The 14731-nt window shown below is 72.4% G+C and carries 14 protein-coding genes; 13 read left to right on the forward strand and 1 reads right to left on the reverse strand.

The features are described 5' to 3' along the window. Window positions 1-93: 93 nt before the first annotated feature. On the reverse strand, window positions 94-798 hold the full coding sequence (locus E1283_RS17305) for a bifunctional DNA primase/polymerase (protein ID WP_132818961.1): 705 nt from the start codon (window positions 796-798) through the stop codon (window positions 94-96). A 298-nt stretch (window positions 799-1096) separates the two neighbouring features. On the opposite strand from E1283_RS17305, the gene nsdA reads away from it, so the two are divergent. From nsdA to lepB, 13 genes are all read left to right on the forward strand, one after another. Further along, window positions 1097-2620 (forward strand): transcriptional repressor NsdA, encoded by a 1524-nt coding sequence (nsdA, locus tag E1283_RS17310; RefSeq protein ID WP_132818962.1) that lies wholly within the window; start codon window positions 1097-1099, stop codon window positions 2618-2620. A gap of 308 nt (window positions 2621-2928) precedes the next feature. Further along, on the forward strand, window positions 2929-4119 hold the full coding sequence (locus E1283_RS17315) for an ammonium transporter (protein ID WP_243744900.1): 1191 nt from the start codon (window positions 2929-2931) through the stop codon (window positions 4117-4119). Then, window positions 4116-4454: a P-II family nitrogen regulator gene (locus tag E1283_RS17320; RefSeq protein ID WP_132818963.1), complete on the forward strand. Its 339-nt coding sequence runs from the start codon at window positions 4116-4118 to the stop codon at window positions 4452-4454. The genes E1283_RS17315 and E1283_RS17320 overlap by 4 nt, the downstream gene beginning before the upstream one ends. A gap of 91 nt (window positions 4455-4545) precedes the next feature. Further along, window positions 4546-7050 carry a [protein-PII] uridylyltransferase gene (locus E1283_RS17325; protein ID WP_132818964.1) on the forward strand — a complete coding sequence of 835 codons (2505 nt, stop codon included), beginning with the start codon at window positions 4546-4548 and terminating at the stop codon, window positions 7048-7050. Between the two features lie 144 nt (window positions 7051-7194). After that, the gene (gene ffh, locus E1283_RS17330) at window positions 7195-8742 is read left to right on the forward strand and encodes a signal recognition particle protein (protein ID WP_132818965.1); all 1548 of its coding nucleotides are present in this window, start codon (window positions 7195-7197) and stop codon (window positions 8740-8742) included. 66 nt (window positions 8743-8808) lie between these two features. Further along, on the forward strand, window positions 8809-10224 hold the full coding sequence (gene proS, locus E1283_RS17335; protein ID WP_132818966.1) for a proline--tRNA ligase: 1416 nt from the start codon (window positions 8809-8811) through the stop codon (window positions 10222-10224). A 283-nt stretch (window positions 10225-10507) separates the two neighbouring features. Further along, the gene (locus tag E1283_RS17340) at window positions 10508-11107 is read left to right on the forward strand and encodes a hypothetical protein (RefSeq protein WP_132818967.1); all 600 of its coding nucleotides are present in this window, start codon (window positions 10508-10510) and stop codon (window positions 11105-11107) included. 148 nt (window positions 11108-11255) lie between these two features. Beyond that, window positions 11256-11696, forward strand: coding sequence for a 30S ribosomal protein S16 (gene rpsP, locus E1283_RS17345; RefSeq protein WP_132818968.1), 441 nt, complete (start codon window positions 11256-11258; stop codon window positions 11694-11696). A 2-nt stretch (window positions 11697-11698) separates the two neighbouring features. Beyond that, a complete protein-coding gene (locus tag E1283_RS17350; protein ID WP_132818969.1) occupies window positions 11699-11938 on the forward strand; it encodes an RNA-binding protein in 240 nt (79 codons plus the stop codon). A gap of 102 nt (window positions 11939-12040) precedes the next feature. Next, entirely contained in the window at window positions 12041-12553 is a 513-nt protein-coding gene (gene rimM, locus E1283_RS17355) for a ribosome maturation factor RimM (protein ID WP_132818970.1), read from the forward strand. A gap of 3 nt (window positions 12554-12556) precedes the next feature. Then, window positions 12557-13372, forward strand: coding sequence for a tRNA (guanosine(37)-N1)-methyltransferase TrmD (trmD, locus tag E1283_RS17360; protein ID WP_132818971.1), 816 nt, complete (start codon window positions 12557-12559; stop codon window positions 13370-13372). Window positions 13373-13511: 139 nt separating this feature from the next. Next, the gene (rplS, locus tag E1283_RS17365; RefSeq protein ID WP_132818974.1) at window positions 13512-13859 is read left to right on the forward strand and encodes a 50S ribosomal protein L19; all 348 of its coding nucleotides are present in this window, start codon (window positions 13512-13514) and stop codon (window positions 13857-13859) included. A 29-nt stretch (window positions 13860-13888) separates the two neighbouring features. Next, entirely contained in the window at window positions 13889-14590 is a 702-nt protein-coding gene (gene lepB / locus E1283_RS17370) for a signal peptidase I (protein WP_132818972.1), read from the forward strand. Window positions 14591-14731: the final 141 nt, after the last annotated feature.

Genomic DNA, 14731 nt, shown 5'->3' on the forward strand with positions numbered 1-14731 from the left:
CCCCGGCCCGCCAGGGCCCACCCGCGCGCAGCGCGGAACGCGGGGGCGCCGGCCCGGCAGGGCTGCGCACCCCCGAACGAACCCCGCACCGCGTCAGCGCGCCGACGCCGCCACCAGGTACGCGATCGTCCCCAGCAACAACCGCGCCTGCGGCGGCGTCGCCGTCTCCAGGGCCGGCGCCCTGAGCCACCGCACCGGGCCCTGTCCGGCATGGCCGGACGGTGGGGCCGTCACATGGGCGCCCTTCCCCAGGCACCGCAGGTCGAGCGGGACGTCCTCCCAGCCGGTGCGGTACAGCAGTTGGGGGAGCTCGGCCGCCGCGCCCGCCGCGACGAAGAACCAGGCGCGGTCGTGGGGCGCCAGTGCCACCGGGCCGACGGGCAGGCCCATCCGTTCGAGGCGGGGGAGCGCGAGGTGGCCGGCCGCCGCCGGCACGTCGACGACGTCGAAGGTGAGCCCGGTGGGCAGGAGGACCGTGGCCCCGCCGGGGGTGGCGTCCCAGGCGTCCTCCCAGGCGCGCAGCACCTGGTCGAGCGTGGTGCCGGCCGGCACCACGCGGCCGGGATCGAGCGGGTGGTCACCGGGCGCCCGGCAGTCGCCGATCGCGCAGCGGCACTCGATCCGGCCCTGCGCCCCGCCGCGCCTGCTGGCCCCCACTCCCGGCACGACGTCCCATCCCCAGAGGCCCGTGTACTCCGCGACGGCCGTCGCGACGGAGACCCGGTCGGAGCGCCGTGGGCGCCGAGTGGTCAGCCGCAGCTCCCGGATCTCCCGCATTCCGCCGATCGTGAAGCCCATGCACTCTCCAACGGGTCGGTCTGCCGATGGTTACGCCCAGCCGTGGGGCGCGCCCTGGGGGGTGCGTTCGATAGCGCGCGCCCCCAGCGTGCTTCGCTTCCCCCAACGTCGAACATCGTGCGTACAAGTGAAGCGCGTACCGCGGGCATGAGAGTTCACCAGAGGGGTGGCGAATGGTGGCGATTACCTGGCGTCGCTCGCCACACCGGTGACCGTAGGATTACGTTCAGTGCATTCCTAGACTCGTTGTCAGCAGGCGGCGGGACGCGATCGGGAAACCCGGGATGGGGGCGTAACTGTGGGAGGAAGCGGCAACGGCGGCACCGCCGCCAGGCAGCCGAACGAGCGGCTGACGTCGTGGTTCCACCGCAGCGGCTGGTCCAAGGGCGAGTTGGCCCGGCAGGTGAACCGCCGGGCCCGCCAGATGGGTGCGCACCATATCAGCACCGACACGTCCCGCGTCCGCCGGTGGCTGGACGGCGAGCAGCCGAGGGAGCCGATACCGCGCATCCTCTCCGAGCTCTTCTCCGAGCGGTTCGGCTGCGTCGTCGGCGTCGAGGACCTGGGGCTCCGCTCGGCCCGGCAGTCCGCCGCGGTCTCGGGAATCGACCTGCCCTGGGCCGGCCCGCAGACCGTGACGTTGATCAACGAGTTCTCGCGCAGCGACCTGATGCTCGGCAGGCAGGGCTTTCTCGGCACGTCGCTCACCATGTCGGCGGGCCCGGCCCTCATAGAGCCGATGCAGCGCTGGCTGGTGCCGACGCCGAGCGGCACGCCAGAGGCGTCGACCGGCGCCACGCTGGCGTCCCTGCCGGCCCAGGGGCGGCACGGCGCCCGCCGTCTCACCGGGCTCTCCGAGCCGGAGCTCGGCGAGCTCGAGACCACCATCGCGCAGTTCCGCCAGTGGGACGCGCAGAGCGGTGGCGGGTTACGGCGCAAGGCCGTGGTCGGCCAACTCCACGAGGTCACGGACCTGTTGCAGGAATCGCATCCGGAACCGGTGCGTAAACGTCTCTTCCGCGTCACGGCGGAGCTCGCCGAGCTGGCCGGCTGGATGAGCTACGACATCGGGCTCCAGCCCACGGCGCAGAAGTACTTCGTGCTGGCGCTGCACGCCGCCAAGGAGGCCGAGGACCGGCCGCTCGGCGCGTACATCCTTTCCAAGATGAGCCGTCAGATGATCCATCTGGGCCGTGGCGAGGACGCCCTCGAACTGATCCACCTCGCCCAGTACGGCAGCCGGGACGGCGCCACCGCCCGCACCCAGGCGATGTTGTACGCGATGGAGGGGCGCGCGCACGCCACCCTGGGCAACACCCAGAAGTGCCACCGCGCCGTGCGGCTCGCCCAGGAGACCTTCGGCGACCTGGGCGCGCGCGAGCCCGACCCGGACTGGATCCGGTTCTTCTCCGAGGCCGAGCTCAACGCGGAGAACGCCCACTCCTACCGGGACCTCGCCTACGTCGCCGGCCGCTCCACCTCCTACCTCACGCACGCCCGTCCGCTGATGGAGCGCGCGGTGGAGCTTTTCGCCCGCGAATGCGAGGAGGACCCGGACGGCGGGCACCACAGGTCGTATGCACTGAATCTCATCGGCATGGCCACCGTGCACCTCCTGGCGCGCGAGCCGGGCGCCTGCGCGGCCCAGACCATGCAGGCGATGCGGCTCGCCGAGCGGCTCCGCTCGGAGCGGGTCGACAACCGGCTGCGGAAGACGCTGGCCACCGCCGGCCGGGACTTCGGCGACGTCATCGAGGTGCGCGAGGCCGCGGAGTTCGCGGACGGGCAGTTCCGGCAGGACCGGATCAGCCGGGCCGTCTGACCCGGGAGGCCGGCCGCGGCGGGCGGCCGGAGCGACGGCGGCGGTGCGGGACACGATAACCGCGCTGCCGCCGTGGACCGATCCGATTCATTACCGTGTAACACGTCGGGCCTCATCGTCACATTCGTGAAACAAATGGGGCCATCGACCGAAACGGCCCTCAGAGAGCCTGTGGCGAATCCTGACCCGACCATGATCCTGCCCGCACGGGTCGTCATTCCGAGGAGACGTCCACTTTGAGTCCTGAAGAAGTGCTGTCATCGACGAACATCGCCTACGTGGTGATCTGTGCCGCCATGGTGATGCTTATGACCCCTGGCCTCGCCTTCTTCTACGGGGGCATGGTCCGGGTCAAGAGCGCGCTCAACATGCTGATGATGTCCTTTATCTCGCTCGGCATCGTCAGCATCCTGTGGGTGCTCTACGGTTTCTCCCTCACCTTTAGCGACACCAGCTCGAGCCCCATCATCGGAAACCTCGACTATCTCGGTCTCCAGGACATCACCGTCGACCAGGGCGAGCAGATCGCCTTCATCGTCTTCCAGCTGATGTTCGCGATTCTCACCCCGGCCCTGATGAGCGGCGCGCTCGCCGACCGCGTGAAGTTCGGCAGCTGGGCGCTGTTCGTCGTGCTCTGGGTGACCGTTGTCTACTTCCCCGTCGCGCACTGGGTCTGGTCCCCGACCGGCTGGCTCTTCGAGCAGGAGGTCATCGACTTCGCCGGCGGCACCGCGGTGCACATCAACGCGGGTGCCGGTGGCCTGGCCGCCGCCCTGGTGATCGGCAAGCGCATCGGCTTCAAGAAGGACCCGATGCGGCCGCACAACCTGCCCATGGTGCTCCTCGGCGCCGGCCTGCTGTGGTTCGGCTGGTTCGGCTTCAACGCCGGCTCCGCCCTCAGCCCCTCCGGCACCGCCGCCCTCATGGCCCTCAACACCCAGGTGGCCACCGGCGCCGCCATCGTCGGCTGGCTCGTCTACGAGCGCATCCGGCACGGCGCCTTCACCACCCTGGGTGCCGCCTCCGGCGCCATCGCCGGCCTGGTCGCCATCACCCCGTCCGGCGCGCACGTCAACCCGATGGGCGCCATCCTGATCGGCATCGTCGCGGGCGTGGCCTGCGCCTGGGCCGTCGGCCTCAAGTACAAGCTGGGCTACGACGACTCCCTCGACGTGGTGGGCGTCCACCTCGTCGGCGGCCTCGTCGGCACCCTCCTCGTCGGCTTCCTGGCCACCGGTGGCCTGGGCGGCTTCGAGCAGTTCGGCAAGCAGGCACTCGGCGCCTTCTCGGTGCTGGCCTACTCCTTCGTCGTCACCTACCTCATCGCGCAGCTGATCCAGCGCACCATCGGCTTCCGGGCCACGGAGGACGAGGAGACCGCGGGTCTCGACCTGGCGTACCACGCCGAGACCGGGTACGACTTCTCCCAGTCCGGCACCGCCCCGGTGTCCGTCGACTCCGTTCCGGTCTCCGCCAACGCGAAGAAGGTTGACGCATGAAGCTCATCACCGCGGTGATCAAGCCGCACCGGCTCGACGAGGTGAAGGCGGCGCTCCAGGCGTTCGGCGTGCACGGCCTCACCGTCACCGAGGCCAGCGGGTACGGCCGGCAGCGCGGGCACACCGAGGTCTACCGGGGCGCCGAGTACACGGTCGACCTGGTGCCGAAGGTCCGGGTCGAGATCCTCGTCGAGGACTCGGACGCCGACCAGCTCGTCGAGGTCGTCGTCAAGGCGGCCCGCACCGGCAAGATCGGCGACGGCAAGGTGTGGAGTGTGCCCGTCGACACCGCCGTGCGGGTGCGGACCGGCGAGCGCGGTCCCGACGCCCTGTAGTCACGCCAGGCCCGTGCGCCGGGCCGTCGCGAGGAGCGACGGCCCGGCGCACGGGCGCCATCCGTTTCACCAGCACGAGTTTGGGGACCGCATGACGGCGGAGACGGCACCAACCACCGGCGAGGCGCCAGGCACCGGCGACGACGGCACCGTCGCCGCCGGCGGCTACGCGGCGGCCCGGTTGCGCCTCCTCGGCGAGTCCGAGACACGGGGTCCCGCGCGCCGCGCCGAACTCGCCGGGCTCACCGACGCCTGGCTCGCCGGACTGCTCAACGCCGGGCCGCGCCCCGGCCGCGTCGCCCTGATCGCCGTCGGCGGCTACGGCCGTGGCGAGCTCTCCCCGCGCAGTGACCTCGACCTCCTGCTGCTGCACGACGGCACGGGCGGTCCCCGCGAGGTCGCCGCCCTCGCCGACCGCCTCTGGTACCCCGTCTGGGACCTCGGCATCGCCCTCGACCACTCCGTGCGCACCCTCGCCGAGGCCCACGAGACCGCGGCCGCCGACCTCAAGGTGCACCTCGGCCTGCTCGACGCCCGGCACATCGCCGGCGACGGCGCCCTCACCGCCGAGCTGCGCACCGCGCTGCTCGCCCAGTGGCGCGCCCAGGCCCCGGCCCGCCTCCCCGAACTGCACGAACTCGGCAGGGAACGCGCCCGCCGCCACGGCGAGCTGCCGTTCCTCCTCGAACCCGACCTCAAGGAGGCCAGGGGCGGGCTCCGCGACGCCACCGCGCTGCGCGCCGTCGCCGCTTCCTGGGTGGCCGACGCGCCGCGCCAGGGCCTCGACGCCGCCCGCAACACCCTCCTCGACGTCCGGGACGCCCTCCACCTGGCCACCGGGCGTGCCACCGACCGGCTCGCCCTGGAGGACCAGGACCAGGTCGCCGAGGCCCTCGGCCTGCTCGACGCCGATGTCCTGCTGCGCCGCGTCTACGAGGCCGCCAGGACCATCTCCTACGCGTCCGACGTCACCTGGCGCGAGGTCGGCCGGGTGCTCCGCGCCCGCTCCGCGCGCCGCCGGCTGCGCGGCATCCTCTCCGGCCGGGGCGCGCCCCGCCGCCCCGCGGCCGAGGACCGCACCCCGCTCGCCGAGGGCGTCGTCGAGCAGGACGGCGAGGTGGTGCTGGCCCGCACCGCGCGCCCCGACCGCGACCCCGTCCTACCGCTGCGCGCCGCGGCCGCCGCCGCCCAGGCCGGGCTGCCGCTCGCGCTGCCCGCCGTGCACGCGCTGGCCGCCGCCGACAACCCGCTGCCCGCGCCCTGGCCGGCCGAGGCGCGCGAGCAGTTCCTCACCCTGCTCGGCGCCGGGCCCGACACGGTGCCGGTCTGGGAGGCACTGGAGGCCGCGGGCCTGATCACCCGGCTGCTGCCCGACTGGGAGCGGGTCCGCTGCCGTCCGCAACGCAACCCCGTGCACCGCTGGACCGTCGACCGGCACCTGGTGGAGGCCGCCGTCCGCGCCTCCGCGTTCACCCGGCGCGTCGAGCGCCCCGACCTGCTGCTGGTCGCCGCCCTGCTGCACGACATCGGCAAGGGCTGGCCGGGCGACCACAGCGTCGCCGGCGAGACCATCGCCCGGGACATGGCCGGCCGCATCGGCTTCGGCGCCGAGGACGCCGAGGTGCTCGCCACCCTGGTCAGGCACCACCTGCTGCTGATCGAGACCGCCACCCGCCGCGACCTCGACGACCCGGCCGCCATCGCCCACGTCGCGGACGTCGTCGGCCGGCAGAGCACGCTCGAACTGCTGCACGCGCTCACCGAGGCCGACGCGCTGGCCACCGGGCCGGCCGCCTGGTCGGGCTGGCGCGCCTCCCTCGTCGCCGACCTGGTCAAGCGGGTCGCCGCCGCCCTGGAGGAGGGCGGCGCCCCGCCGCGCACCGCCTCCCCGAGCCCCACGGTGGCCGCCGAGCGGCTCGCCGTCGAGGCGATGCGCACCGGCGCCCCCGTCCTCGCCCTGCACCCGCGTCCCGAGCCGCCGCTCGACCGGGAGACCGCGGGCGACCGGGACGAGGAGCGCGGCCCCGAGCCGGTGGGCGTCGAGCTGGTGGTGGCCCTGCCCGACCAGCCAGGCGTGCTGCCCGCCGTCGCCGGGGTGCTCGCCCTGCACCGGCTCACCGTCCGCTCGGCCGAGCTCCGCGCCGTCGATCCCGCGGGCCAGGGCCAGGTCCTGCTGCTCGACTGGCGGGTGGCCGCCGAGTACGGCTCGCTGCCGCAGGCCGAGCGGCTGCGCGCCGACCTGGTGCGGGCCCTGGACGGCTCCCTCGACATCGCCGGCCGGCTCGCCGAGCGCGAGGCCGCCTACCGGCGCCCGCGCCGCGCTCCCGGCACCCCGCCGCCCCGCGTCACCGTGGCCCCGCTCGGCTCCCGGCTGGCCACCGTGATCGAGGTGCGCGCGCAGGACGCTCCGGGGCTGCTGCACCGCATCGGCCGGGCGCTCGACGCGGCCGGCGCCCGGGTGCGGAGCGCCCACGTCAGCACGCTGGGCGCCAACGCCGTGGACGCCTTCTACGTCACGGGCCCCGACGGCGCCCCGCTGCCCGACGAGGAGGCGGTGGCACTCGCCCGCGACCTGGAACGGGCACTGGCCGGCTAGACGGCCGACGACGCGTGGCGGCCCGCGCGCCCCGGGCCGCCCGCAGGGCATGACGCAGCGGGCTGCCCGCACCGGCGCCGGGCCTATACGCTGGAGGGCACCGCCTTCGAGATGACCGCCGATTGTTAAGGATCCGCCAGCGCCGTGTTCGACACACTCTCCGACCGCCTCGCGGCAACGTTCAAGAACCTCAGGGGCAAGGGCCGCCTGAGCGAGTCGGACATCGACGCCACGGCGCGCGAGATCCGCATCGCGCTGCTCGAGGCGGACGTCGCCCTCCCCGTGGTGCGCGCCTTCATCGCGCAGGTCAAGCAGCGTGCCCAGGGCGCCGAGGTGTCCAAGGCGCTCAACCCGGCCCAGCAGGTCATCAAGATCGTCAACGAGGAGCTCGTCGGCATCCTCGGCGGCGAGACCAGGCGGCTGCGGTTCGCCAAGAACCCGCCGACCGTGATCATGCTCGCCGGCCTCCAGGGCGCGGGCAAGACCACCCTGGCCGGCAAGCTCGGCCGCTGGCTCAGCGGCCAGGGCCACACCCCGCTGCTGGTCGCCTGCGACCTCCAGCGCCCCAACGCGGTCAACCAGCTCGCCGTCGTCGCCGAGCGGGCCGGGGTGGCGATCTTCGCGCCCCAGCCGGGCAACGGCGTGGGCGACCCGGTCAAGGTCGCCGAGGACTCGATCGCCTTCGCCCGAGACAAGCAGCACGACGTGGTGATCGTCGACACCGCGGGCCGCCTCGGCATCGACGAGGAGCTGATGCGGCAGGCCGCCGACATCAGGGACGCGGTCAAGCCCGACGAGATCCTCTTCGTGGTCGACGCCATGATCGGTCAGGACGCGGTCACCACCGCCGAGGCCTTCCGCGACGGCGTCGGCTTCGACGGCGTGGTGCTCTCCAAGCTCGACGGCGACGCGCGTGGCGGTGCCGCGCTCTCCATCGCGCAGGTCACGGGCCGGCAGATCATGTTCGCCTCCAACGGCGAGAAGCTGGACGAGTTCGACGCCTTCCACCCGGACCGGATGGCCTCCCGGATCCTCGGCATGGGCGACGTGCTCAGCCTCATCGAGCAGGCCGAGCGCACCTTCAGCCAGCAGGAGGCCGAGGCGCTGGCCAGCAAGCTGGCCAAGGGCCCCAAGGAGTTCACCCTCGACGACTTCCTGGCCCAGATGGAGCAGGTCAGGAAGATGGGCTCGATCTCCAAGCTGCTCGGCATGATGCCCGGCATGGGGCAGATGCGGGAGCAGATCAACAACCTGGACGAGCGCGAGGTGGACCGCACCGCCGCCATCATCAAGTCCATGACCCCGGGCGAGCGCGCCGACCCCAAGATCATCAACGGCTCGCGCCGCGCCCGGATCGCCCGCGGCTCCGGCGTCGACGTCAGCGCGGTCAAGGGCCTGGTGGAGCGGTTCTTCGAGGCCCGCAAGATGATGTCCCGGATGGCGCAGGGCGGCGGGATGCCCGGCATGCCGGGCATCCCCGGCATGGGCGGCGGCGCCCGCAAGAAGGCCAAGCAGCAGAAGAAGGGCAAGGGCGCCCGCCGCTCGGGCAACCCGATGAAGCGCCGCGCCGAGGAGGACGCCGCCTCGCAGCGGCAGGGCGAGGGTGCCGCGTTCGGTCTGCCGGGCGCCGACCAGGACCCGGGCAACTTCGAACTGCCCAAGGAGTTCCGGGACATGCTGCCCCCGAAGTGACGCCGGCCGGGCGCCCTCGGATAACCGATTCACACCAGGGCGCCCGGGCCCCGTACCATCTGCGGCATGGCTAAGGCTCCCGTACTCACCCCCCAGGCGGAGGACTTCCCGCGCTGGTACCAGGACCTGATCAGCAAGGCCGAGCTGGCCGACAACGGCCCGGGTCGCGGCACCATGGTCATCCGACCGTACGGGTACGGGCTCTGGGAGCGGATGCAGCAGGAGCTGGACGGCCGCATCAAGGCCGCGGGCGCCCGTAACGCGTACTTCCCGCTGTTCATCCCCCAGTCCTTCCTGACCAGGGAGGCCGAGCACGTCGAGGGCTTCGCGCCCGAGCTGGCGGTGGTCACCCACGGCGGCGGGAAGCAGCTCGAGGAGCCGCTGGTCGTCAGGCCCACCTCCGAGACGATCATCAACGAGTACTTCTCGAAGTGGATCCAGAGCTACCGTGACCTGCCGCTGCTGCTCAACCAGTGGGCCAACGTGGTCCGTTGGGAGATGCGGCCGCGGATCTTCCTGCGTACCACCGAGTTCCTCTGGCAGGAGGGCCACACGGCCCACGCCAGCTACGAGGACGCGCGTGACTTCGCGGCCCGTATCCACCACGAGGTCTACGCCGACTTCATGGAGAACGTGCTCGCCATCGACACCGTGCTCGGCGTCAAGTCGCCGGCCGAGCGGTTCGCCGGTGCCATCAACACCCGCACCCTCGAAGGCATGATGGGCGACGGCAAGGCGCTCCAGATGGGCACCAGCCACGAGCTCGGCCAGAACTTCGCCCGCGCCTTCGACACCCGCTTCCTCGCCGCCGACGGCGAGCGCGAGCTCGTCTGGCAGACCTCCTGGGGCGCCTCGACCCGCATGGTCGGCGGCCTGATCATGTCGCACGGCGACGACAACGGGCTGCGCGTGCCGCCGCGGCTGGCGCCGACCCAGGTCGTGGTGCTGGCGATCAAGGACGACCCGACCGTGCTGGCCAAGGTGCGGGAGATCGGTGCCACGCTGACCGCCGCCGGCATCAGGACCGAGGTCGACGACCGCACCGACACCCCGTTCGGCCGCCGGGCCGTCGACTGGGAGCTGAAGGGCGTCCCGGTGCGGGTGGAGATCGGCCCGCGGGACGTGGCCGCCGACACCGCGATGCTGGCCCGCCGGATCCCCGGCGGCAAGGAGCCGGTCGCCATCGAGGCGCTGCCCAAGCTGCTGCCGGGGATGCTCGACGAGGACCAGGAGCTGCTGCTCCGCCAGTCCCGCGAGCGGCGCGAGTCCCGCACCTCCGACGTGTCGACCATTGGGGAGGCCGTCGAGGCCGCCAAGGCCGGCGGCTGGGCCCGCATCCCGTGGGCCGACCTCGGCCCGGAGGGCGAGGCCCGTCTCGCCCAGGACGCGGTCTCGGTCCGCTGCCTGGTCGCCGAGGACGGCTCCGTCCCGGCCTCCACCGACACCCCGGGCAACATCGCGGTCGTGGGCCGCGCCTACTGAGCCCACTGCCAGGGATGCCCGCGGGGGAATGACGCCCGTCCGCCCCACCCGCCCGTTGGGGCGGGTGGGGCGCTCGTTATGCTCGCCGTTCCGGTCGATCCGCCGTCAGAGCGGGCTGCTCCCGGAGGGAACCGTCCGGCATGTGCCGCCGTCAAAGAGACGCCGGTTCCCGTCGAGCCCGCCGCGAGGCGCCCGCATTGGCGGTGAACTGACTGGTAAGTGCAAATTCGGGGACTTGACCCGGAATCGGAACACACCAGGGGACTTGCTCGTTAGGTACGACGTGAGCACGACACCACCAGTTCTCGCCGCCGAGCTGGCGCACGCGTGGGCCGATATTCAACGGCACCACCCGGAGCTGCCGGATCTGGCCGCACCCGAATCGCTGATCGGAGAGTCCTCGTCCGCCTGTGGCTCCGAGCTCTCCTTCGAAAGGCTGCTGCACGAAGCCGTGCACGGCATCGCCGCCGCACGAGGGGTCAGGGACACCTCGCGTGCCGGTCGCTACCACAACCGCCGTTTCCTCGCGATCGCCGAGGAGCTCGGACTCGACCACGGAGAGGATCCCCATCCGAGCAGCGGCTTCTCGCTCGTCACCATGACCCCGGAGACCAGACGTCGCTATCGACCCACGGCCGAGCGGCTGCAGCGGGCGCTCAAGGCGCACGTGGTGGCGACGGCGACCGACACCAAGCGAACCTTCCGCGGCCCCGCCGCACGACACGGCTCATCGGGCGGGGGCGTCCGGGTCAAGGCCGTGTGCGAGTGCGGAAGGAACGTCCGGGTCGTCCCGTCCGTCCTGGCGCAGGCGCCGATCGTCTGCGGAGCCTGCAAGAAGCCGTTCCAGATCGCGGAGGCACTGACCGTGGCAGCCTCCCACTGACGGCCTGTGGCAGAATGGGCGGCTGAACTCGACAGTCGCACAGGACCCTCTCTCCTCCGGCTGACGTGTCCATCGGGCCCCCGGCTCCGCAACCCCACGCGGTCGCCCGCGCGGCTCACTCGTCACACACGCAGGAGACACCACAACCGTGGCAGTCAAGATCAAGCTGAAGCGACTGGGCAAGATCCGTTCGCCGCACTACCGCATCATCGTCGCGGACTCCCGGACCCGCCGGGACGGCCGTGCCATCGAGGAGCTGGGCCTGTACCACCCGGTGCAGAACCCCTCGCGCATCGAGGTCGACTCGGAGCGCGTGCAGTACTGGCTCGGCGTCGGCGCTCAGCCGACCGAGCCGGTGCTGGCCATCCTCAAGGTCACCGGTGACTGGCAGCAGTTCAAGGGTCTGCCGGCGCCGCCGCCGATGAAGGTCGCCGAGCCCAAGCCGGACAAGCGGGTCCTCTTCGAGGCCGCCGCGAAGGCTTCGGGTGGCGACTCGAGTCGGGGCGAGGCCATCACCCCGAAGGCCAAGAAGGCCGACAAGAAGGCCGACGCCGAGGCTGAGGCCCCGGCCGAGTCGACCGAGGGCTGAGAATGCTCGAAGAGGCCCTGGAGCACCTGGTCAAGGGCATCGTCGACAATCCCGACGAGGTCCAGGTCGCCTCGCGCACCCTGCGCCGCGGGCGTGTGCTCGAAGTCCGGGTACACCCCGACGACCTCGGCAAGGTCATCGGCCGCAACGGCCGTACCGCGCGTTCGCTGCGCACGGTCGTGGGCGCGCTCGGCGGGAAGGGCATCCGCGTCGACCTGGTCGACGCGGACGAGGTCCGCTGAGAGCGCGAACGGCAGCGCACGAGGGGCCGGGCGTGGCGACAGCCGCTCCCGGCCCCTCGTGTGTCAGGACGTAGAGATCGAGAACGCGAGAACGGAAGCACAGTGGAACTGGTCGTCGCCCGCATCGGCCGCGCCCACGGCATCAGGGGTGAGGTCTCCGTCGAGGTCCGCACGGACGAGCCGGAGAGGCGGCTGGCGCCCGGCAGCGTCCTGGCCACCGACCCGCCGGCCGTCGGGCCGCTGACCATCGAGAGCGGCCGGGTGCACAGCGGCCGGCTGCTGCTGCGTTTCGTCGGCGTCGGCGACCGCACCGCCGCCGAGGCGCTGCGCAACACGCTGCTGCTCGCCGAGGTCGATCCGGACGAACAGCCGGAGGACCCGGAGGAGTTCTACGACCACCAGCTGGTCGGGCTGACCGTGGTCACCGCGGAGGGCGACACCGTCGGCACCGTCGGCGAGATCGCCCACCTGCCGGCCCAGGACCTCCTCGTGGTGGCCAGGGAGGGCGGCGGCGAGGCGTTCGTGCCGTTCGTCGCCGAGTTCGTGCCGGAGATCGACATCGACGCGCGCCGCGTCGTGATCGCCCCGCCGCCCGGGCTGCTCGACGAGGACTGACCGGTGCGCATCGACGTCATCACGATCTTCCCCGAGTACCTGGAACCGCTGAACGTCTCGCTGCTCGGCAAGGCGAGGGCGCGCGGCCTGCTCGACGTCCGGCTGCACGACCTGCGCGGCTGGACGCACGACCGGCACCACACCGTGGACGACACCCCCTACGGCGGCGGCCCCGGCATGGTGATGAAGCCCGACCCCTGGGGCGAGGCGCTCGACGCGCTGCTGGCCGGCGAGCGGCCGGCGGCGGACCCCGTGGTGGTGGTGCCGACGCCCAGCGGCCGGCCGTTCACCCAGGAGCTGGCCGTCGAGCTGTCACGGGCGCCCTGGCTGGTGTTCACGCCGGCCCGCTACGAGGGCATCGACCGGCGGGTGATCGAGGAGTACGGTGCCCGGCTCGACGTGCGCGAGGTCTCGATCGGCGACTACGTGCTGGCCGGCGGCGAGGCCCCGGTGCTGGTCATGGTCGAGGCCGTCGCGCGGCTGCTGCCCGGGGTGCTGGGCAACGCCGAGTCGCACCGGGACGACTCGTTCGCGCCCGGCGCGATGGCCGCGCTGCTGGAGGGGCCGGTGTACACCAAGCCGCCCGAGTGGCGCGGCCACGGGGTGCCCGAGGTGTTGATCAGCGGCCACCACGGCCGGATCGCCCGCTGGCGTCGGGACGAGGCGCTGCGCCGCACCACGCTCAACAGGCCGGACCTGATCGAGAGTTGCGATCCGGAGGCGTTCGACAAGCACGACCGGGAGACGCTGGCGGCGCTCGGCTGGCGACAGGGCGCCGACGGCCGATTTTGGCGCCCGCCGGACGGCGTGGAAGAATAGGCGGCTGGCTCCGTTCACATCCGGCGCGCGACCCTGCCACAGGGGGAACGCCGCCCGCCGGGGGAGCGAGCCGATCATCACCATCCATCCAAACGTTCCGCTGATGGCCTGTGGCATCGGCGACGGAGAGCAGCAGGTCATGAACCTCCTCGACAGCGTCGACTCCGCGTCCCTGCGCGACGACATCCCCGCCTTCCGGCCCGGCGACACGGTCAACATCCACGTCCGGGTCATCGAGGGCAACCGCTCCCGCGTGCAGCAGTTCAAGGGCGTGGTCATCCGCCGCCAGGGCTCCGGCGTCCGCGAGACCTTCACGGTCCGCAAGGTCAGCTTCGGCGTCGGCGTCGAGCGCACCTTCCCGGTGCACACCCCGGTCGTGGAGAAGATCGAGGTCGTCACCCGCGGTGCCGTCCGCCGCGCCAAGCTGTACTACCTGCGCAACCTGCGGGGCAAGGCGGCCAAGATCAAGGAGAAGCGCGAGAACTGACGCGCGCGTGCGGCCGGTTACCATACGGCGTGACCGATTCCGACGCACGACTCCCGGAGCGCGACCCCGCGCCGGCCCCCAGGCGGGCCTGGCTGCGGTGGTCGCGCTCAGTGCGTTTCTGGGTGGTCGTGCTGCTGAGCACGGTGTTGATCACCTCGCTGACCAGCGCCTACGTGGTGCAGCCGTTCGTGATCCCGAGCGGCTCCATGGAGGGCACGCTGCAGGTCGGGGACCGGGTGCTGGTGAACAAGCTGGCCTACCGGTTCGGCGGCGACATACACCGTGGTGACGTCATCGTCTTCGACGGGGCCGGCTCCTTCGACGCCGAGACCGCGGACGACGGGCCACTGGTCGGCCTGATCCGGGGCGCGGTCGCGGCGGTCGGGCTGGGCACCTCGTCCGACAGCGACTACGTGAAGCGGGTCATCGGCGTCGGCGGCGACCGGGTGACCTGCTGCGACGCGGAGGGTCGCATCACCGTCAACGGCCAACCCCTGGACGAGCACTACCTGTATCCGGGGGACGAGCCTTCGAGTGTCAGGTTTGATATCCGAGTGCCTGAGGGACGGTTGTGGGTGATGGGTGACCACCGTTCTGACTCGGCGGACTCCCGGGAGTATCTGGGCTCCCCGGGGGGCGGAACCGTCTCCGAGGACAGAGTCATCGGCCGGGTCGACTGGATCGGCTGGCCGATAGGCCGCTGGAGCTCCCTCCGGTCGGACCATGGGTGACCGCGGGCGGGGCAGAGCGGGGCGGCGCCGGGCCGGCGGGCCGCGGCGCGAGGAAAGCGCGCAGCCGCGAAGCGAGCGCCCGGGCGAGCCGCCGGAGCTGCCGGAGCTGCCGGAGACCAGGGGTTTCCCGCCCCGCACCAC

It is taken from the genome of Streptomyces hainanensis (genome assembly GCF_004348415.1).
Lineage (GTDB): Bacteria > Actinomycetota > Actinomycetes > Streptomycetales > Streptomycetaceae > Streptomyces > Streptomyces hainanensis.